The sequence below is a fragment of the Pantoea sp. WEP genome (assembly GCF_041678305.1).
Classification (GTDB): domain Bacteria; phylum Pseudomonadota; class Gammaproteobacteria; order Enterobacterales; family Enterobacteriaceae; genus Pantoea; species Pantoea dispersa.
In genome coordinates this window covers 3,607,198-3,626,407 of the sequence record NZ_JBGNXB010000001.1, presented here as the reverse complement: position 1 = coordinate 3,626,407, position 19,210 = coordinate 3,607,198, and the positions used below count along the sequence as shown (strand labels likewise).

Annotated in this window: 14 protein-coding genes; 8 read left to right on the top strand and 6 right to left on the bottom strand. The window is 49.0% G+C overall.

Going from position 1 to position 19,210, the window contains the following annotated elements:
- Nucleotides 1–388 precede the first annotated feature (388 nt).
- The 4 genes from ABVR31_RS16970 to ABVR31_RS16955 form a co-directional block, all read right to left on the bottom strand.
- Nucleotides 389–2,605, bottom strand: a complete 2,217-nt coding sequence (locus tag ABVR31_RS16970) for a hypothetical protein (protein WP_372773587.1) — start codon at nt 2,603–2,605, stop codon at nt 389–391.
- Nucleotides 2,583–3,806: a hypothetical protein gene (locus ABVR31_RS16965; RefSeq protein WP_372773585.1), complete on the bottom strand. Its 1,224-nt coding sequence runs from the start codon at nt 3,804–3,806 to the stop codon at nt 2,583–2,585. The genes ABVR31_RS16970 and ABVR31_RS16965 overlap by 23 nt, the downstream gene beginning before the upstream one ends.
- A gap of 790 nt (nt 3,807–4,596) precedes the next feature.
- The gene (locus ABVR31_RS16960; protein WP_372773583.1) at nt 4,597–5,307 is read right to left on the bottom strand and encodes an aspartate/glutamate racemase family protein; all 711 of its coding nucleotides are present in this window, start codon (nt 5,305–5,307) and stop codon (nt 4,597–4,599) included.
- Nucleotides 5,308–5,705: 398 nt separating this feature from the next.
- Entirely contained in the window at nt 5,706–5,939 is a 234-nt protein-coding gene (locus tag ABVR31_RS16955) for a PerC family transcriptional regulator (RefSeq protein WP_372773581.1), read from the bottom strand.
- A 130-nt stretch (nt 5,940–6,069) separates the two neighbouring features.
- Between ABVR31_RS16955 and ABVR31_RS16950 the strand changes: the two genes are divergently transcribed.
- The 6 genes from ABVR31_RS16950 to ABVR31_RS16925 all read left to right on the top strand — a co-directional run bounded on the left by ABVR31_RS16950 (nt 6,070) and on the right by ABVR31_RS16925 (nt 13,312).
- Complete coding sequence (locus tag ABVR31_RS16950) at nt 6,070–8,496, top strand: ATP-binding protein (protein ID WP_372773579.1); 2,427 nt, start codon at nt 6,070–6,072, stop codon at nt 8,494–8,496.
- 133 nt (nt 8,497–8,629) lie between these two features.
- Nucleotides 8,630–9,037, top strand: a complete 408-nt coding sequence (locus ABVR31_RS16945; protein WP_059009527.1) for a TIGR03757 family integrating conjugative element protein — start codon at nt 8,630–8,632, stop codon at nt 9,035–9,037.
- A 2-nt stretch (nt 9,038–9,039) separates the two neighbouring features.
- Nucleotides 9,040–10,005: a TIGR03756 family integrating conjugative element protein gene (locus ABVR31_RS16940; protein ID WP_372774078.1), complete on the top strand. Its 966-nt coding sequence runs from the start codon at nt 9,040–9,042 to the stop codon at nt 10,003–10,005.
- Nucleotides 10,006–10,016: 11 nt separating this feature from the next.
- A complete protein-coding gene (locus ABVR31_RS16935; RefSeq protein WP_233209822.1) occupies nt 10,017–11,441 on the top strand; it encodes an integrating conjugative element protein in 1,425 nt (474 codons plus the stop codon).
- A gap of 1 nt (nt 11,442) precedes the next feature.
- Complete coding sequence (locus tag ABVR31_RS16930; RefSeq protein ID WP_211725669.1) at nt 11,443–11,781, top strand: hypothetical protein; 339 nt, start codon at nt 11,443–11,445, stop codon at nt 11,779–11,781.
- Between the two features lie 10 nt (nt 11,782–11,791).
- A complete protein-coding gene (locus ABVR31_RS16925) occupies nt 11,792–13,312 on the top strand; it encodes a conjugal transfer protein TraG N-terminal domain-containing protein (RefSeq protein ID WP_372773577.1) in 1,521 nt (506 codons plus the stop codon).
- Between the two features lie 49 nt (nt 13,313–13,361).
- On the opposite strand, the gene ABVR31_RS16920 is transcribed toward ABVR31_RS16925, so the two are convergent.
- Entirely contained in the window at nt 13,362–13,583 is a 222-nt protein-coding gene (locus ABVR31_RS16920; protein WP_372773575.1) for a hypothetical protein, read from the bottom strand.
- Nucleotides 13,584–14,199: 616 nt separating this feature from the next.
- On the opposite strand from ABVR31_RS16920, the gene ABVR31_RS16915 reads away from it, so the two are divergent.
- On the top strand, nt 14,200–14,532 hold the full coding sequence (locus ABVR31_RS16915) for a hypothetical protein (RefSeq protein WP_372773573.1): 333 nt from the start codon (nt 14,200–14,202) through the stop codon (nt 14,530–14,532).
- On the opposite strand, the gene ABVR31_RS16910 is transcribed toward ABVR31_RS16915, so the two are convergent.
- Nucleotides 14,513–14,875, bottom strand: coding sequence for an alpha/beta hydrolase family protein (locus ABVR31_RS16910; RefSeq protein ID WP_372773571.1), 363 nt, complete (start codon nt 14,873–14,875; stop codon nt 14,513–14,515). The genes ABVR31_RS16915 and ABVR31_RS16910 overlap by 20 nt on opposite strands.
- Nucleotides 14,876–15,161: 286 nt before the next feature.
- Here ABVR31_RS16910 and ABVR31_RS16905 point away from each other — a divergent pair, with 286 nt between their 5' ends.
- Nucleotides 15,162–18,977 carry a P-loop NTPase fold protein gene (locus tag ABVR31_RS16905; RefSeq protein WP_372773569.1) on the top strand — a complete coding sequence of 1,272 codons (3,816 nt, stop codon included), beginning with the start codon at nt 15,162–15,164 and terminating at the stop codon, nt 18,975–18,977.
- Nucleotides 18,978–19,210 lie beyond the last annotated feature (233 nt).

Genomic DNA, 19,210 nt, shown 5'->3' with positions numbered 1-19,210 from the left:
GTGATTTTTAACATACGAGCACGCTAGGAAAATTATTCGATTTATAACAGAGCAGCAGGTGATGGATAGAACACAGCCCCGGGCGGCAGCTTTTTGCCGGTCCGGTCCTTAACGGCCGATGAGACTAGTGAGCAGTGAGCGCACCGGCGCGAGCTAGCTTCAAGTGTTGGACATTGCCATCAGACACCTGCCGTTAGGCCCGAAACGCCGCAACTGGCGGTTCATGCCGGATAGCGTAGTCCCGGTAATCCGTTCAGTTATTAAATGGCATAGGGTTCCAGAGTCAATATTGTTGACTGGCTCATATCATCCGATTAACCCGGATTAAATGAGGGTGCGGGTATGTCGAAACTCCGCACACCTAATTTTCGAAGAACTTAGAACTGGTCTATAACTTGTTTTTGATTTTAGCTGCTATTAGTAACGCATACAAACAGCCTTTTTCTAGCCTCCCTTCATATAAAACATCATGTATCAAACTTTTCAAATGCTGTTCTTTCAGCCTTAGTTTTCCGGTCGCTAATGCGGCGGCAAACTCTAACGCTGCATATCCGTATGGACGGTTATGTCGGTTAAATAGCTTTAATAGAAACTCACTCATTACTAAACTCAGGTCGTAGTCAAATGAATAGTCAATTTCATTTGGAAGACTGGCTCTTAAAATGCAAGCCTGAAGAATATCATCGTTAAAGCGAAGGAAATTCTCAGGTGAAAGCACAACAGATTGATAATTATCTGACTTAAGGCATAATTCAGCTACTGAGTGCTCACGAGCAGCTTGTAACACAGATGCAATTGCCAGCAAAACAACACTTTGATTTATTTCAGAAAGCCTATTTTCAAGCGTTTCTGAAAAAAACACAAAACCACTCGTTAGCTTTAATTGGGTATTAGCTGTATTAGGAAGAAGTCTACTCCTTGATTCTTTAACAACCTTTTGAAGTAAGGCAAGGGATTCACTTTCTTCTTCAGACAGTACAGGACCATCTTCACTTAATGATAATGAGTTTAAATATGCAACGAGGCCTGTTAAATCACTCCAGGAGTCAGACATTATGTCAGGCCCTATAGGTAGGGTTTTCCAAGCTGAAAATCCATATTTTCTATCCATTGCGCTCTGAACCAAGAATCTTTTAAGCCGGCTCCACTCTTCCATTGTCTGCGAAATAACAACACCGGTCAGGAAATGACGAGGAATGACGCGAGGTTCATACTCTCTTAAGCTTCTGCTTATTTGTCTTAACTGACCGCCATCTCCTGTGAACGCAGAAACCACCATCACTCCAGAACAGTCCATTAATGAGTCATGTTTTAAATCATCTGCTTCAATTAGTGATAGACCTTTCTTGCTCTGTCTCAATTCATCCAACAATTTTTTAACTTTCGCGGCAAGAAGTTCTGAAGCACCATCTTTTTTATACACAATGGTAGAAATAGAAGCCGCAACTTCCCATTTGAGTTCAGCCTCAAGCCATTCATTAAATACTTTACATTCCATTAATGCTTCTGGTTTCAAACTTAGTACTGGTGCGGATGATGAAAATGAATCTAACTTAGTATTAAGATCATTGAGACCATTAAAAGCAAAAGTATTTAAAACATCTTCAAGCGCATCTGGTTTATGCCGGATGCCTAGAATAATTTCTCTTGGCTGCTTTGCTTTGGATGTGAATTGTTCCCCAACCAGTTCAATTTCAGCTTCATGATTCTTAGTAGAATCAGTTTTTTTCTGAATATCTTTCTCAAGAGGGATTATAATTGGTGTGGAGCATAATTTGTTGCGAAGACTAACCTCGACAAGAGTAATAATTCTTTTGTGCGAAAACCCAGATTTGACGAGTAACTTCGCCATTCCACCAGAAGTAGATGCAGAAATGATCACTAAATAGTCATCTGCAGGAGCATTAATTTCTCCAACTTTTTCATACGAATGGAAGTTAATAATTTTAGCATCTGATCCTGAAAATTTTAAAGCTTCTTTTACTATTCCATAAATTCCCATCGAATCAATGAACACGCTTTTCAACTCATTCCATGCTATCTCTTTTGAAGAAAGACATATCCCTCTAGCAATGAATTGCAACTCTGCTTCATTTCGTGCAATTTCTTTTGCCTGAATGAATAACTTACTGGTTGTTCCTGAAGGATGTCTAAAACTATGACCAGAGGGAGCAACATGTAATATCTTATTTTTTACGGCAAGACCATTCATACCAAAAAGGTATAACTTATAATAATCACTTTCCTTTAAATAAATTGATCCTTTATTAAATCCAATCGAGCCATCTAGTTTAAGCCCATCCTGACTCATTGAGATGAAAAATATTGATTTAGCAGATATACCTGTTCCTGGACCTAGTCTTGGTAAAAAGGCTTTATTTTGAGATAAATCATTCCATGCATTAATCACTTTCGACTCAATAATTGTAGAGTAAAAAACAATTATAGCGTCAGGTAGCGTATTGCTACCTCTTATTGAATCTGTTAACTGCTCATAAAAGTCAGAATTATTTTGGATTGACTTATCTGAAAGATAAATACAAAGAAGATCTAGATCATGATCACTGCTTGCATGTGCGATGTTAAAATAAACTGTACTGATCACTTTCTTTCCTTAAAGGCACAATTACAGAAACGACTGTTCCAGCGGCTGGGGATAACTCCCTGTTTGACCAATCATCAAAATTCATTAGCTTCTCTTCAAGTAGCTCCACTTGTTCTGTTGGATTTGTCATCCAATTATCTTGATCTTCTTTAGTGAAACAGTTGAATATGCATTGCCGTCCCGTACGGATACGTATCAACCCGCCAATTTTACTAAGCTGAGTTAATATTGTGGGGTAGCCATGCCCAGCACCCACTTGATTTTTAGATGAAAAATTCTTCTCTATACATTTAAGAAGGCCTTTTCTCTCTTCCTGATATGACGCATTTTTATATTTATCACCAAAAGCCCTTCCCGTTATGCCAGGACCTGTATCAAAAAAACTAATTTGGAAACAACGAAATTTCTCACGCGTTCCTTCATCATTATTTTCTGAACGAGAATCCCAGTAATCAAGTAGCCTCTTATGTCCGCTATAATCCCTCTTGTAAACTGATGCATCCATTTCGATAAAGGAGGTAATCATACCCTCAACGTGACTAATATAGTCCTGACCATACTCGTCTCGACAAGCATGTTCCTGAGTATTTTTAAACAATTCGTTGGCAAATACACCAAATGCATCTAATAGACCATAATCAAGGAGGTTGAAATCGCTTGTGGTCACCAACTTTAAGATATCAACAATTGTTCTGCTCATTGCGGCTGGTGATTTCACAGCCAATGATTTTTTTGCAGTAAAAAGGGGAGACATATATTGTCGTTCTGCACCACTAATACAGCAAATGTCTATAGTCCTTCCATTAAGGACCTTAGCAAAATCCTGATTGTCTGTTTCAACCATTTTTTTTGTCGCATAAGGCAGGATATTTCTTCTCGAAATCACCCTTCCCCCAAGGTTGACTCCTGCATCATTGATCCTTAATGCTGTCAGCCCAGGAGCATAAGTGCATAGTTCACTCAGGGTAGACTCTTGGTTCTGTGTTGCATTCAGATGCAATTGTTGGTCTTTTGATTTCTTAGCGATAGTTACAAGAGCCTGAAGCCGAGCTGCATCACGAAGAGCCCCATGGCGTTTACTAATTGCTTCTGCTGAAAATCTTACAATGGCATCTTCCTGCGCCCTATCTATAACATTTTCAATATCATCTAATGTTAATATTCTTTCATCATGAATGGGGGTCATTTCAGGTTCCCACATGTGTTTAAGTCCATCTAATGATTCTCATTAGGCCCATTTAAACATCTGTTGCTGTGATCATACTGTTATCGGTTCATTTGACAGTTATTTCAATGAAAATTTTAAAAATCATGTAGATCCTTTTTCTGTAGTGTATGACATTTGCAGCGCCCCTCATCAATGGTTTCTCACTAGTTCTGGATCTGTTCGAGCAATACCATCATTGAAAAACAGAGCTAACTTTATAACACCATTTAGTTCATGAGCCATTTGACAATATAATTAAGTGAACCTGCTTGCAAGACTACGACCGCATTTGCTAACGAGTGTTGACCTGTTCCCAGCGAATTGATACACGGCGTTGTTAGCCAGATCCATGGCGACTCCATTACGAACGTCTGCTGATCGCTCATTGCGGACCATGCTGCGAGCAAGTCCGCTCCGTGCCAGAACCGGACGTTTACAACATCAGCATGCACTAACGAGTGGAGAACAGATCTTACTGCATAGCCATGCAGACTCGCCGGAATTCATCAGGGGCATTTTTCAGGGAAATGGAGAGAGAAAGGTACCGGAAACGAGCCGCTCGCGGCAGGACCGCGCTGAGGCCCCGGTAGATGGGCGAGAAGAACTCTTATGTTGAAAACTCATGTCTGGCAGGTCCACCCGAAAATTGCGGCTCCTGTTCTGCTGTGGTCGTCATTTAAAACTGCTAATCACCGGGTAAGAATGTATCTGGTGCCAGAAATGCGAATAAACCTGTCAGGAGGACATAATGTTCCGCCTGGCAGGCCAGCATCTTTAATTTCAGCTACTTATTTGACCTCGCCCGGGCAAAATTGAGAATGGCAGCTTCAGCCAGACTTGATGCCGTATCAACAATCCACAGGGGCTGCTGAGGATAGCTTTTAATTAAGGGGCTGATGTCCGTACAGGCAACAAGTAGCGCCTGGGCACCAGCTTCCTGCGCCAGAGAAATCAGGTTTTGCCACTGCGTTATCACTTCAGGATAGGTAAATCCGTGTTGCTTAATCAGCGATATCAAACGCGTAGTGATTGTGCGCAATGGTTCAGAAGATACACAGTGCTTTCCTATCAAATGCAGACGTTGCTGATAAAAACCCGCATCGATTGTAGCCTCAGTAGCAATCACGGCGATGTTTTCCGTTTCGGCTGGGAGGCGTTCAAGCGCGCAATCAGCAATATGTAGGACAGGAATGCCAGCACTGGCGTCCTGCATCTCAGTAAAATAGCTGTGTGCCACATTGCAGGGAACCACAATCAAATTAACCCCAGCTTGTACCAGATTTCTAATGCCTTCGCGCAATGCCGCGGACATTGCGGCATCGTCAACCGGCCGGTCAGGGAAAAAAGGTGTCGGCAAGGAAATAATATGCATTTTGGGATAGTCGATATCGAATCTTGCCCCGTATTGCTTTTGGCACTCATCTACCAACATATCGATAAAAGGCGCTGTGGAACGAGGCCCCATACCGGCTAACACCCCAAGACTATAAGACATTACTCGTTCTCTCTATGATAACGGAAAAAATCATCATACATACATCAGGCAACAGGTTCACAACAGATTTGTTATGACAAATATGGCAGAACTTCCCTACCGCTATCTTTTTGACGTCCGCTTTTCGCTCTTAGCTGCCAGTTAATCTAGCCGGGTTTTGACTGCTTTTTTGTTTGAGATGACCAAGTGAAATGCAAATACGCGGTCAAGTAAAATGCAAACGGGTTGTCAAGTGAATGCAAAAAAACAATTGACAAAACAAACGTGTTTTTGTATTTAAATACTTGCCTGGTGTGATCTATATACCCGTCCAATCATTCCTCTCACACCGGGTCAAAGCCTTATCCAAACGGATGAGGCTTTTGTTTTGTCGTTACGGCAGCTCCACTTTTCCTGCATCAATATCCATCACTGAAACGGCTCTGAATCTTATACAGACGCCGTGTTTCGCTTCTGCGACCATCAGGCGTGAGATTGGCCGCCATATCCAGACATCGCTCTCTGCGGCGGGCTATGACCTCGCGTTCGGCATCTTCCGTAATCTGATCCATCACGGTCAGCCAGCGGCGTGCAGCGCGTCGCCATAAGCCCCTTCTTTCCCGCGATTCTGCAACAGTGTCTTTCAGTTCCATATGTCTCCAAAGGCGTAACTGCCACCTCATCAGTGCCATCTATTCTTTCATAATGGTAATCACAGTTGTTTATTTCACCCAGCGCACATTCCCAGAAAATGGACTTCCGTCTATAAACAGGAGCCTGTTGATGCGCTATCCCTTTGAACTCGATCCGCAGATTATTCACCACATCATATACAGTCAGGCCGGTTCTGTCGGCAAGGCCGTCATTGAACTCATCATGAACAGCGTCGACGCCGGTGCCGGCGCGGTGATCATCGAAATTACCCCGGAGGGCTTCTCCTGCCGGGATGATGGACGCGGTTTTACCTCATACGATGACGTAAAGCGCTATTTCGGGCGTTTCGGCACGCCACATCAGGAAGGTGATGCAACCTACGGGCGCTTTCGTCTGGGCCGGGGCCAAATCATGGCGCACGCCCGTACACTCTGGCGCTCGCAGCGCTGGCAGATGTCGGTTGATACGCGTGAAATGGGTTATCACTATGACCTGGAAGAAATTGCGGAGGCTGAGCCAGGCTGCCATATCACTGGTGAGTGGTATGAGCCGCTCACCAGTCAGGAGCGTATGTCATGTATTCAGGAAATCCGCGATTTGGTGCGCTATACGCCCGTCACGGTGCACCTCAACGGCACCATCATTACCCGCCAGCCGGCACTGGAGAAGTGGGATGCGGAGGACGATGAAGCCTGGTATCGGCTCCGGGAAGACGGTGCCGTGTCGGTTTACAATCAGGGCGTTCTGGTGCGTCATGATCCGGGTCACATCTGGGGTGTGGGTGGCCTTATCGTCAGTAAAAAACCCATCGCGCTTAACGTCTCGCGTACTGAAATCCTTCGCAAGACCTGCCCTGTCTGGAAAACAATTGCCGCCCGGTTTGGCCAGCTTGCCACCGCCTTCTCTGACAATCAGGGGAAACATCGTAAAACTGAAGCGCGTCGGGAGAAAACCGCCCGCGCTTTGCTTTCCGGAGAAGGCGACCTGCAGAAGCTGATGCACGATGAAGAGGTCATCACGCTCCTGCCCGGCAAACGTCACGTCACGCTTGAGCACTTCATCCGTAAGTGCCGCTATTACCCGGCGGCAACCGACAAAAACTGCTTCACCCTCGCGCGGTATGCTCGCGATGTTCCGCGCGGGGAAATCATTGCCCGGGCTGGTATCGCGCCAGTGTTGCATCCTGTCACGCTGTCCCGCTTCGGCTGTTACGAGCCGGAAGAGTTTATGGAATGTCTGAGCCGCGTACGCGCAAACCTGATGGCGTACCGAGAACAGTTACCCCGGCACCGGCGATGGGGTTCCGGCTGGCAGTCTGAGCTGGTACTTATTGATTTCGACACCCTCAGCGCAAACTTTATCGACCGCACGCAGATGGTCAGCGAGAAACAGCTTGATAAGGAAACGCGACGGGCGTGGACAGCGCTGCGCTGGTGCCTTACCCAGTATGCTGCTGTCTGCTCGGGTGGCGAAGCGGGTTATCAGTCACGTTCTTACGGGGGGAAGCGCTTTCAAATTTTGCTGGGTGAGTCCACTTCGGCGGATGCCTGGACGGACGGAGAGACCTACATTGCCTACAACATCGATATCGTCCGCCGGCTAAAATCCGATGCGCTGCAGACTGCCAGTCAGCTGTTCAGCCTGACTGAGCACGAGGTGGCACACCAGGGCGACAGCCTGGACTGTGGCCACGACGAGACTTTTTATCAGCGTTTCCATGATATCAGCACCCTGTGCGCACCCGATCGCCAGCGTTACATGCACGTCTGGCTGATGAAATACACGTCCAGCCTGGAGGCAGAGGATAAACGCGCAACCGGAACAGCCTGGAAAGAGCGTTATCTGACTGAGCGTGCCAGCACCGGCCGGGAGAAAAAAGGACTCCCCGGCGTTATCAGTGATGCCGGAATTCGTGATGCTGTAAGTGCACAGCCGGACCCAGAAGATATGTCACGGCTTGATTTTCTTAACCAGCAACTGACGGGCACCGGTGCAGCGGCGCCTGTCAGGTCCGACTGGGATAGCGCGGTGGCCGCCGGCATTGAGCAGGCCCGTAAGAATCAGTCAGAACGGTTACGGGAACAGCAGGCTCTGGGGGACTGGTACGCTGCAGAGGATGATGCATCCGACATTCTGAACGATGAGCAAAGGGCAGCTGAAGCTGAAGAGCAGATGTGGCTGGCTTCCCGTAAAACACATTACCTGTCCCTTTTACCCGACGCTACTGAGGAGGCTTTGAACGACTGGGTGGTTGAGTTCCTTGCCATTGCGACCGATTCAGATGAGGAAGCACGTGCTGCGTGGGCCATGCGTGCCTGGGAAAACAGCGACCTCTGGTTTGCCAGAAATACTCCAGCCAGCATTGAGGCGGAAGACCTCTATGAACAGGACGCTGGACACCCGCCTGAACAAAGCCTTCCTGCAGAGTGGCTTCCATTTATCGTGGAGGGCGAAACCCGATGGAGCATAGAGCGTAACGCAGCTGCAGCAGGTTTTGTCCGTGAAATGGATTATCTGGAGTGGCGCCGCGACAGCACCATCGGGGGGGCATCCTGATCATGCGGAATCACGGTTTTCTCAACCAGCCTGCGCGCTGAGAAATTATCAGCGCCGGGCTCAGAGTTAATTACTGACCGGCCCCGTTATTGAACGCACCCTGAGCAGGTTACTCACTCAGGGAGTGTTCTCCATGAAATTTTCATTTTGCTGCCTCGCAGCACTGTTCCTAACCGCCGGCGCCCATGCCGGCACCGTCATTTATACCGACAGCGCCCACCCGGTAACGGGTAACCCCGGGCCTGACGTGACTGTCATTCTGCTGGATGCGCCTGACCGGCTGCAGGCAGATCTCTTCGGCCCGCTGCCGGCAGACCCGGCGCAGGCTGAACAGCAGGCGCGGGCTGTCATCAGTTCGCCCGCGTTTAAGCAGCGTCAGCAGGACCTTGCCGGAACCTATGCCGGTCTCACGCACGCCTGGTCGCTGGGTCTTGAGAAATACCCCGCGGTGGTGTTTGACGATAAGTGGGTGGTCTACGGCACCACGGACGTCGGCGTGGCCACGCAGCAGCTGAACGCCCGGAAGGAGTCTGCACAGTGAAAATGTCTTTCTCCCGCCCGCGCCGGCTGGCACTCGCCACGTTAATGGCCTGCACCGGCACGATGGCCAGCGTCAATACCGCGAGTCTGCTCTCAAGCGCCGCCAGTCCTGACTGTATCAGTTGGCGCATCAGCGGTATCTGTTACTGGCTATTCTGCACGCCTTTCGGCTGTTCCGTTAAAACCTCCGTGAAGGTCACCCATTTCATTCCGGAAGCCGTGGTTTCAGCCTACCTGAGCCCTGGAGCCAATCCCTGGACGGAGATGTCGGCCGTCAGCAGCCTGGCTGATGGCGCCGAGAGTGCGCTCCTGGGAGGCGCTGCAGGTGTGGCGACCGGTGGCGGACGGCAGGAAATGAAGGCGCCCGGCAATCGTAAGCAGAACCTGCACTTTTACTACGGCGATGCGTATGGCCATCCAGCTACCAGACTCATCGGCGGAATGGTGCCGGGGTATTCCTGTGACAGTGCCGCCACGCCTTTTATGCCGTACTTCACAAGCAGCCTCGATGCGCTTGCCTGGCGCACTGGCGTACCGGAATCGCTCTACCCGGAGGCGTTAATCCCGGGACAGCGTGAGATTGGCAGCACGGCCAGCGGCAACATGTGGGGGAATGTCTACCCCCGCAGCGGCTTTGTCACTCAGACCGACAGCTACAAGTCGGCGGCCGTTGTGGTGCAGCGCGTGGCTGACATTATCACCCGCCAGGGACAGCTGCATGTCTACAGCCCACTCACCGGGCAGCGTTCGCCGGGCTACTGGCCACCCGACCCCGTTCAGGAAAATACCGGCACAAAAAATCACAAATGGCAGCGTCTCTCTCCCCAGCTCTCGCAGAGCTGCGCAGTGTTCCCCGACACCGGCGGGCAGATAGCTGAAAACGGCAACTATGCCTGGGCGCTGTGGCAGCCCTACAGCTGCTGCAAACGACGTGGCCAGACCTTCCTTTACAGCACCGATTTCTCCTGAGGACTAAGCAGATGAAACAGCAGTATTCTCAGCGGCTCTACCGCCCTCTGGCGGCATTAGCCTTCTCCGCCTTTCTCTCCCTGCCGGCACTGGCTGTGGACACGTCACTTTCGTCCGGCGGTGCGTCAGTGAGCGGCGCGATTAATGATGGACTTTTTTACTCTATTGGTGGCGGCTCAGTGATCTCTCCGCCACCGAGCCGCAGCAATATGTCCCGACTGGGGCTGAACGGTGGGTGGAGCAGTGACCTCATGTGCGGCAACTTTGACCTGAAAACGACCGTAGGCAATCAGCTCAACGGCATCACCAGCGGATTCAAGGACCTTATGGGCAACGTAATTCAGGGCGCGACCGGCGCGGTCATGAGCATGCCGGCAATGGCCATTCAGCGTGCTAATCCTGGACTGTATGAAATGCTCACCAACGGGGTGCTGCAGGCAGGGCTCAACTTCGATAAAGCGCAACTCAATTGCCAGAATATGTCGAAAAAGCTTGCTGACTATACCCTGGGCAGCAAGTGGCAGCAGGCTGCTGTATCCGAAGAATATAAGGATATTGTGGCGTCCAGCGGCGGAGACGCCGTCTCCAGCGACCAGCAGCTGCAGAAGGCCACCGGTGAAGAAGGCGTAACCTGGGTTGGCGGTCAGAAGCGCGGAGGCAAAGGCCAGCAGGCCATTCAGCCGACCCGTGACCTGGCTAAAGCCGGTTATAACATGATGAACAGCCTGCCGGTGACCAGCAACAGCAGCGTGGGCTCCGCCAGCTGCAACGGCACGGTCTGCCAGCGCTGGAAAACCTCGGATGATGCGGCAGCGGCGGTGGTTAAGGTGCTTGGCGATCGTTCGATCCGGACCTGCAGAGAAACCAGCGAATGCACAAGCGGCGGGGCTGAAAACCAGCCCGGCAGTTCTGTCGCCGGCACGGGATTCTCGCCCGTGCTTGAAGATGCTACCAAAGCCAATCTGGAACAGCTGGGTAAACTGGTCGGCGGTGAACTGCAGCCAACGGCCGATAACCTGGCGGCGCTTAAAACCGGCAGCCTTGTTGTAACGCGCGGCGTTATTCAGTCACTGCGCGATGACCCGGACAAGGTCGCGCTGGTTCAGCGCCTGGCCGGCGAGCTGGCGATGGCTGACACCGTGGAAACAGCACTGACCATGCGGCGCATGCTGACCACCGGAGAATCCGAGCCAAACGCCGCTGAGCAACCCGAGGCGCTTGCTGAAGGCGACCGCCGCATTGATGCTCTTGACCGCGAGCTCAGCGCCCTGCGTAACGAGATGGAGTTGCGCAAATCCATCAGCAACAACAGCCTGCTGACCACGCTGGCGCGTCAGGGAGAGCGTAACCAGGATAACCAGCTGCAGCAGAAAGCCGGCAATCAGGATCAGGGCTTCAGCCAGATGAACCAGACGCAGTCTTCCGGAGCAAACTGATATGACACTCTCCTCTGTTCGCGGCCGTGCGGGCCGCATATTACTCATGCTTCTCCCCTTACTGCTGGTAACCGTGGCCATGTTTGCGCTGGCTTCGGTCTTTATGGCGTATGACCCGGACGGCCAGCTGACACGCCGCTGGCTGCATGAGAGCCGGTGGGGGCTGTTTGCCTGGCGACTTGTGATGTATGCCGGCATCGCTGCAGCCTGGGGCCTGAAGATCCGCCCGCAGCTTCTGAAGCGGTGGCCGGAGGCTCGTGCCCGCCTGCCGCGCACCGAGCTGCTCGGGGTGCTGTTTATTCTGGCCACGGAATGCGTGGCCTGGACCGGCACGGCATAAGGGGAAGATCATGACAGCAAACAGTTACCTGGAATATTTTCTGGTCCTCTTTGGCTGGGTGATGAACAATGCCATGTGGACCATTCTCAGCAGCACAGGGCTCTTCGCGCTGCCGCTGGTTTTTAAGGTCATGGGCGTGTGGCTCAAGGTGCGTGAGGAAGGTGCAGACGAAGGGAATAAAGGATTACTAGCGCTCCCGCGCATTGAGCATGCCATTTATGTTTCGTTTGTAGTGATGCTTTTTTGCTGCATCCCGCTGCTGCCAGTAGATATCAGTACCATCAAATTCGACAGTTCCCGGGCAAAGCAATGTGGCATCAGCGTACCCACGCCGCAGAACTCGGGGTACAGCGGTTTAGTCAATGACTTTGACGGTCGTACCGCCCAGGTGCCCATCTGGTGGTATCTGCTGCATATGATGTCTAAGGGCACTACCCAGGCCATGATTGCGTCCATTCCCTGCGGCACGCAGCTGCGCCAGATGCGTTTTGACGTGCAGAACACGAAGCTACGTGACCCGGTATTGCTGCAGGAGGTCCAGGACTTTGCAGATCAGTGTTATTCAAGGGCCTATTTCCGGCTCAAGAACAGCAACAGTCAGCTCAGCGATGCCACCATTAACTCGGTAGGCTGGATTGGCAGCGACTACTTCCTGAACACGTCGGGCTATTACGACTACTACACCGCCACCACCCCGAGGAGCCAGTGGCCCTATAGCAGCTCCCGCGACAGCGGCTATCCGGACACCGGTCAGGGCGGCTATCCCACCTGTAAAACGTGGTGGTCCGATGGCTCATCGGGGCTTCGTACTCGCGTGCTGGCCACCTTTAGTGATTACACACGTAAAGAAGTGCAGAGGCAATTTCCCGGTCAGCAATGGGAAGAGGTCGTGCTGCGATGGATAGTAAGCCCGCGAAATGCCGGACTTTCGGGGGGCGGTGTTACTTACATGGCCGGTGCAGATGACACCGCCTCCGGTATTGGCGGAAATCTGTCACGGCTGGCATCTACTGTAGGTTTAGGTATGAAGCAGGTAGAAGCACTTCCTGGCTTCGATGCGCTGAAACAGGCGCTTCCGATGATTCAGGCGCTTCTGCAGATGATGATTATCACTGTGATACCGGTGCTGATGATGTTCAGTGCTTACGAGCCCAAAACAGTGGTTACCATATCATTTGCAATGTTTGCATTGCAGTTCATCACCTTCTGGTGGGAGCTGGCAGGATGGCTCGATGACAGATTGATCACTATTTTGTACTCGAGTCTTGCGGCTAATGGGCTTGCTTCAGGTCAACCTATAGCGGATTTCCTTAGTTCACCTCGTGATGGATGGATAATGAATCTTGTGCTGGGAATGATGTACGTAGTTTTTCCGGCATTCTGGGTGGGCATGCTTGGCTGGATAGGGGTAAAAATTGGTGGCATTGCTGAGGGATTCATTAAGGGTGGCGCTCAAGCTCAACAGGCTGGACAAGAAGGGGGAGCGATGGCTGGAGAGGCTGTTAAAGGTGGGGTGAAGAAACTCGTCTAATACTCATTATAACTAGTGCTGAGGCTGGCAGATTCATCGCTGACAGCCTCTAATCACGATCTATCCTGAAATTGCCTACATACCACCCATAACCTTCAGCACCATCACGAAACCCGTCTTTAGGTTTTTTGGTCTTATTAGTCGAAGCAGGTAGTTTTGAAACAATCAAAGAAGCTGCTGTGCAAGCTGTCTTTACAGAGTCTCTCAAGTCGTCTCCGAAACTACGCCCACTCTCGTATTTATCTAACTCTTCATTCCAGTCACTTGCCATCAGAACTTCCTCATTAACAACACAAAGCAAAAATTGTCATGTCGAATCAAAGTACTAAAAAATAGCAATGCTGGCAAATTTTTGTACAGTAATCAGGCTCGGTTCATCAGTCACCATATTACTGAATCTAACTAGTTATCTTATCGGGGCCTGAAGCCCAATGGAACGAAAACGTGCGTTAGTGACGTAAGCTTATGATATATCAAAACATAATGGACATAGTAAAACGCCCTTAAAATAGTGACTTTTTAATCGAAAAATGGCATTTAACAGACAGTATTGTCTACTAATCGATTTTTCAGATATTCGTTTTTTGCTTACCGTACGTTTTTGTACGGTTGGCCCTCAACCTCTTGGATTTACCGCTCGCTGAGCGACAGCGAGTGGCACGGGCGTAGGGCGCTGCGCCTTAACCTTGGCGTATGGGGCCTGTACTTAAACCTGACCAGCCAGGAGCATGGGGTCGACGAAGGCGGACGGCAGACCCAGCCACTGCCCGCCCGGATCACGGGCGACCTGGCGGCTCTGTATAATCTGCTGAGCCGTTCAGGCGGGCGACGTGAGCCCGCCGCGGGCGGTGACCCGCTGCTGCACCACCTGCTGGCGGAGGAAGCCCGTGGAGCGTGGCGACATCCTGCGCGTGCTGCGCGCCTATCCGGACAACTGCATCCGCGCCTTTCATTGCGATCGGTTGCTTATCCGCCACTACGGCGGGCTGGTGCCGGACGAAATCGTGCTGAATTACGTGATGTTCGTGAACGTGCAGGACGCGCTCTGCGTGACGAAGACCTGGGGCTGCGAAAAACTGGGCGGCTGCACCTGGCGCCGAAGCTGCAAAGCTGAGTATGACCTGTGGAGACCAGATGCTGGTACGATCTGCAGCTCCGTTTATAAAATGTCCCTCCTGGGACAGCCTGATGAGAGCCGCATCAAGGCCTGCGGATGTTAAAGCCTGATAAAATTGACAGGCTTTCAGTAAAAGGAACACTGGGATCATTCTCGCTAGAGACAATCAGCAGAGAGGAGTAGATTCTGGTGCTGTTGTTGACGGGAGCAGTCTGTGACATAAAACGCCGAACAGACGGTATTTGTTCATCCCCATACTCTTTTCTACGCAGATCTTTTCGGTAGGCTTCCGTGTTCTCGATATAAGTAATGAGGTTTGCAAGCCCCATGAGGTCAATCCCTGCAAAGATTTTGTGAGGAAATATGGTTGGTGAATCCAGAACCACATAGCCGCCATAGGTGATGGCCGGGCCTACTTTACTGACCGTCAGGTTGTCAGTCGTCACTGTCAGCGGTATCTTCTTTCCGTCATCCGTAGGTTAACTCAGGTCGGATTTGCGGAAGCAGGTGATGGAAACGAATGAACAACTTAATAAAAACTGTTTTTCTCTACTAAGGACCGATTATTTCAGCCAGCTAAGGGTTCAGGTACACAGCATATAAAGCTTAAAATTCATTATGTTACCATGTAACGGGTCCGCTCCCATGCCATGTCGGGACATCTCAGGTTGTATTCCTAAAGGCTGTAAGTTTATTGCAAACCGGCAGTTATTTTCCCGCTGAAGGATAAAAATGAAACTCTTTATGGATTTGAAAATGAAATACAAAGAAATTACCTCTGGCAGAAAAGATAAAGCTTTAACTGACATCAGTACTGAGCAGGTCTACGATGCACTGACCCCGGTGATAATTAAAGACGCCCGTACCGAAGAGTACTTTACTGCCCTGGATTACGCCTTTTCAAAAAATCAGGTAAGAAACATTGCCGTTACCGGCCCCTACGGGGCGGGGAAAAGTACGGTGATACTTTCTTATCTTGATGAACGGAAAGAAAAAGATTTTATCAGTGTGTCCCTGGCCGATTTTTCCCTTTCAGGAAAGGACCAGGAACCGCCAAAGAATGCAGAAATTGAGCTGAGTATCCTTCAGCAAATTCTTTACAAGGAAGACAAGTCGACTCTTTCCGATTCACGTATCGACAGAATTCAGAAAAGAGACATAAAACACATTTTAGGCATCTTTTTCTCCTCACTCAGCATTGTAATGCCGCTGTTTTTATTCAGCCTGTCAGTCATGCCAAAAAAAATACTGTCTTACTTCGGTGCGGATGAGAAGACGCTTGCTTATGTCGAGAATGCGTTTCCGGCACGTTTATTGATAAGTGTGATACTGGCGTTAATTTCCCTTTTTTTTACTGTCAGGGTGGCCTCAAAAGCGGGCTTTTTCGATAAAAAGCTGAAGCTGAGTAAAATAGCCTTTCTCCAGGCAAGTGCTGACGTATCCGCGCAGGAATCCTCCTCACTGCTGAACAACTGCTTGGACGAAATCGTCTACTTTTTTTCCCGTTCCAGAAGCAAAGTGGTCGTGTTTGAGGACCTCGACAGGCTGGGGAATTCGGACATTTTTGTGAAGTTAAGGGAGATGAATCAGATAATAAATAATAACGTCAGAAATGAGCCGGTCAGATTTATCTATGCATGCCGTGATGATATTTTTCTTGGCTCTGATGTGCGAACCAAGTTTTTTGACTTCATTCTCCCCGTCGTTCCCGTGCTAGACAGCCGGAATGCTTACACCCACCTCAGAAACAAACTGAAAGACTTCCCTGCCAGAGACAATGTCCTTCTCAAGCAGACTTCTCTGTATATTTCCGACATGCGCTCTCTGAAAAACATAGCCAACGAGTACAACGTTTTCAGGAAGGTAGTTGATGAAAATAAAAATGAAGCGAAAATTTTCTCCGTCATTTTCTACAAAAATGTTTACGCGCAGGACTATAACCTGACCGACAAGAAGTCAGGGGTACTGTTTTCCTATATAAAGGATTACAGGTTAAGAAAGCTCCATGAACACTATTTTAACTCTCTGGATGAGAAAAAAGCCGAACTGGAAAAGAAAGCTCAACGGCTTGAAAAAGAAACCGCATCGTCAGCTGCCGACGTCAGAAAGGAAATTATCTGCAGATATATATCGGAAACGCTGTGGTCAGGGGTTTATTTTTCTACTTCTCAACATCCGCGTTATAATAATGGCATCTATTCTGATGCCGAACAATTATATAAGAGTGAGGAGCATTTTCTGAATTTTTTTGGCAGGGGTGGCTATTGTTTTATCGGGTATGATGAGCGAAACTCAAATAGTTTTCGTGCTTTTCAGATAGATATAAGTGATGTTGTAGAAGAATACAATAAAAGAGCAGAGCTGGTTTCTTCAGGCAGAAGGCAGGAATACCAGGAAACCCTTTCGTATCTGAACGATGTCAATGAAAAAATACGTATACGAAATTCCATATCGCTCGCCGAATTAACCACGTTGATCGGTGAGAAGACGTTTACTCAGTTAGCCGAAAGCTACATAGATGAATGCAGCAGTCCGGATATTCTTGACGGGAAACAGCTTGAAACCCTGCGAACGGGCTTCCTCCGCGGGGGATTTGAGGTTCTGTATTACCTGCTGACCAACGGCTACATCATGCAGGATTACATGATGTTCAGGTCAATCTTTCAGGAAGGAACCATTTCAGTTAACGATAACGACTATATCAAAGCCGTGGGACGCTTTACCGGATGCAAAGAGATAAATGACAGTTTTTCTCTGGACAGTGAAAAAGAGGTCATTACCGAACTGGCAGAGCAGCATTATATTTACCGTGAAGGTGCGCTGCATCATCAGATTGTAACCTACCTGATGAAGGTACCCACTTCGATAAATTCAGGTTATCTTTCAGTTATGATTTCCAAATTATTTGAAAAGAAGCCTCACGAAATTATTTCAGTATTTGATGTGCTGGCATCCAAGTTTATTCACGGTGAATCCTTTAAGGACTTCATTATTTATGCTCTGGAAAAAAACGGCTATCTGGACAGCATGCTTTCCGTTCTTCAAGCCACTGAGCCTGCACCAGTACGGATAAAAACTATCATAAATATGATTGCGTTTGTGAAGCCGGCAACTTCAGATAATCCTAAAAATTACAGAAAGTTTGTTGAAGAGCAGGAATACGGTCTGCTATCCCGCCTTGATGAAAATACGTTTCAGCCCTTTATGGACAACATCAGGAAACTCGGCGTAATTTACACCGACGTTAAACTGCCGGGGACCGATACTGAGGCACGGGCTTTGAATTATATCGCTGAACATGGTATGTACCGCTTTGATAAAGCCAACTTCAGGACCGTGGTCGCGGGTCTGCTCGCAAAGGATAACGTAACCTGTGAGGATGTGGATGCCCGCCCGCTCTCTCTCGTAACGGACAATGACTTATCGCAGGTGAAATCCCGTATTGATTCGAACAGTGATGTTTTCGTCAGGGAAATGTTTATCGGTTCAGACGAGAGCAGCTCAGCGATTGTCGAGATGCTCCTTCATGACACCCTGTCCGATGAGGCAAAAACGGAGATTTTGGAACAGATGCAGTTTACCGTGCCAGACCTTAAACCGTTCGGCGATGACTTTTTAAATACGGATGAGGGGCGGTCCTGGCGGGACCTGTTTTTCATTCATGACCATGTGGAGCCACACTGGACGTCTCTGCTTGAGTATCTTCATCAGGAGTGTGACCAGGCGGTACTGACCGGCTACGTTGAGAGGCACGCTGAAGCTCTCGGCATGCAGCAGGTGGCTTTGACCGGCGACGGGGATGAAAAACTGTTATACGAACGAATCATCTGCGATGACGATCTGAGCGATGCAGCGTATAAGGCTGTGCTGCACGCCTTGCCTGTAAATACCGATTTATGGGACCAGAACCTGAGTTCCGGAAATGTCCGCCGTATGATATTCAGCAACAAACTCACTCTGGGGACAGGGTCTTTTTCAAAAGTCACAGAGCGGTTAAGCACACTCACTAACGGCGTCGTATGCAAGACTTTACTGTTCTGGTTTACGCAGTTCAGGGAGGAATTTCTGACTGATGCAGAATTCTACCTGAATTCTGATAATGATGAGACTTACCATGAATGTATGCTGGCTTCAGTATGTCGTTCTGCTGAATTCAGCGTAGCGGAGAAGGCCGGCCTTGTCTTAAATGGCTACGAAAATTACAGCGAGGATGTGCTGAATATTTTTGGATTATCCGATGACGTCATTAAAATGATGATTCGCAACGCAGGCACTGACGACCTTAAAATAAGCCTGATCCTGAGACTTTTAAAAACGGGTAACCCTGCCAGAAAAGACATTTCAGCTCTCGTGAACGTACTCAGTGAAACGGAGTACAGAAAAGTATTCTCCCAGAAAACGGCGACCCTCACCCTTAACAACAGTTCCGAGGCCGAAGCCTTACTCGGTGCACTTCAGGGCAGTGGCTTCATCACCTCATGGTCAGCCAAAAGTGAGGGTAAGTATTTCGTCATCTGCAGGAGAACATATTCAGAGGAAGACGAGTAAATCCAAGGGTTTGAGGGCTAACCGTACGAAAACGTACGGTTAGCGAAAAACGAACGTCTGAAAAAATCTATTAGTAGACAATACTGTCCGTTAAATGCCATTTTTCGATTTAAAAGACACCATTTTGAGGGCGTTTTATTATCTCCATTATGTTTCAATTTATCAGAAAGTCACGTCACTAACGTACGTTTTCGTTCCATTGGACTTTAGACCCCTTATTCATCATATGAATT

Bases quoted from the DNA above. Each gene is read 5' to 3' on its own strand.
- ABVR31_RS16965 (WP_372773585.1), bottom strand. From the start codon at position 3,806: ATGTGGGAACCTGAAATGACCCCCATTCATGATGAAAGAATATTAACA.
- ABVR31_RS16960 (WP_372773583.1), bottom strand. From the start codon at position 5,307: ATGTCTTATAGTCTTGGGGTGTTAGCCGGTATGGGGCCTCGTTCCACA.
- ABVR31_RS16905 (WP_372773569.1), top strand. From the start codon at position 15,162: ATGAAACTCTTTATGGATTTGAAAATGAAATACAAAGAAATTACCTCT.
- ABVR31_RS16930 (WP_211725669.1), top strand. From the start codon at position 11,443: ATGACACTCTCCTCTGTTCGCGGCCGTGCGGGCCGCATATTACTCATG.
- ABVR31_RS16945 (WP_059009527.1), top strand. From the start codon at position 8,630: ATGAAATTTTCATTTTGCTGCCTCGCAGCACTGTTCCTAACCGCCGGC.
- ABVR31_RS16940 (WP_372774078.1), top strand. From the start codon at position 9,040: ATGTCTTTCTCCCGCCCGCGCCGGCTGGCACTCGCCACGTTAATGGCC.
- ABVR31_RS16935 (WP_233209822.1), top strand. From the start codon at position 10,017: ATGAAACAGCAGTATTCTCAGCGGCTCTACCGCCCTCTGGCGGCATTA.
- ABVR31_RS16925 (WP_372773577.1), top strand. From the start codon at position 11,792: ATGACAGCAAACAGTTACCTGGAATATTTTCTGGTCCTCTTTGGCTGG.
- ABVR31_RS16955 (WP_372773581.1), bottom strand. From the start codon at position 5,939: ATGGAACTGAAAGACACTGTTGCAGAATCGCGGGAAAGAAGGGGCTTA.
- ABVR31_RS16920 (WP_372773575.1), bottom strand. From the start codon at position 13,583: ATGGCAAGTGACTGGAATGAAGAGTTAGATAAATACGAGAGTGGGCGT.
- ABVR31_RS16950 (WP_372773579.1), top strand. From the start codon at position 6,070: ATGCGCTATCCCTTTGAACTCGATCCGCAGATTATTCACCACATCATA.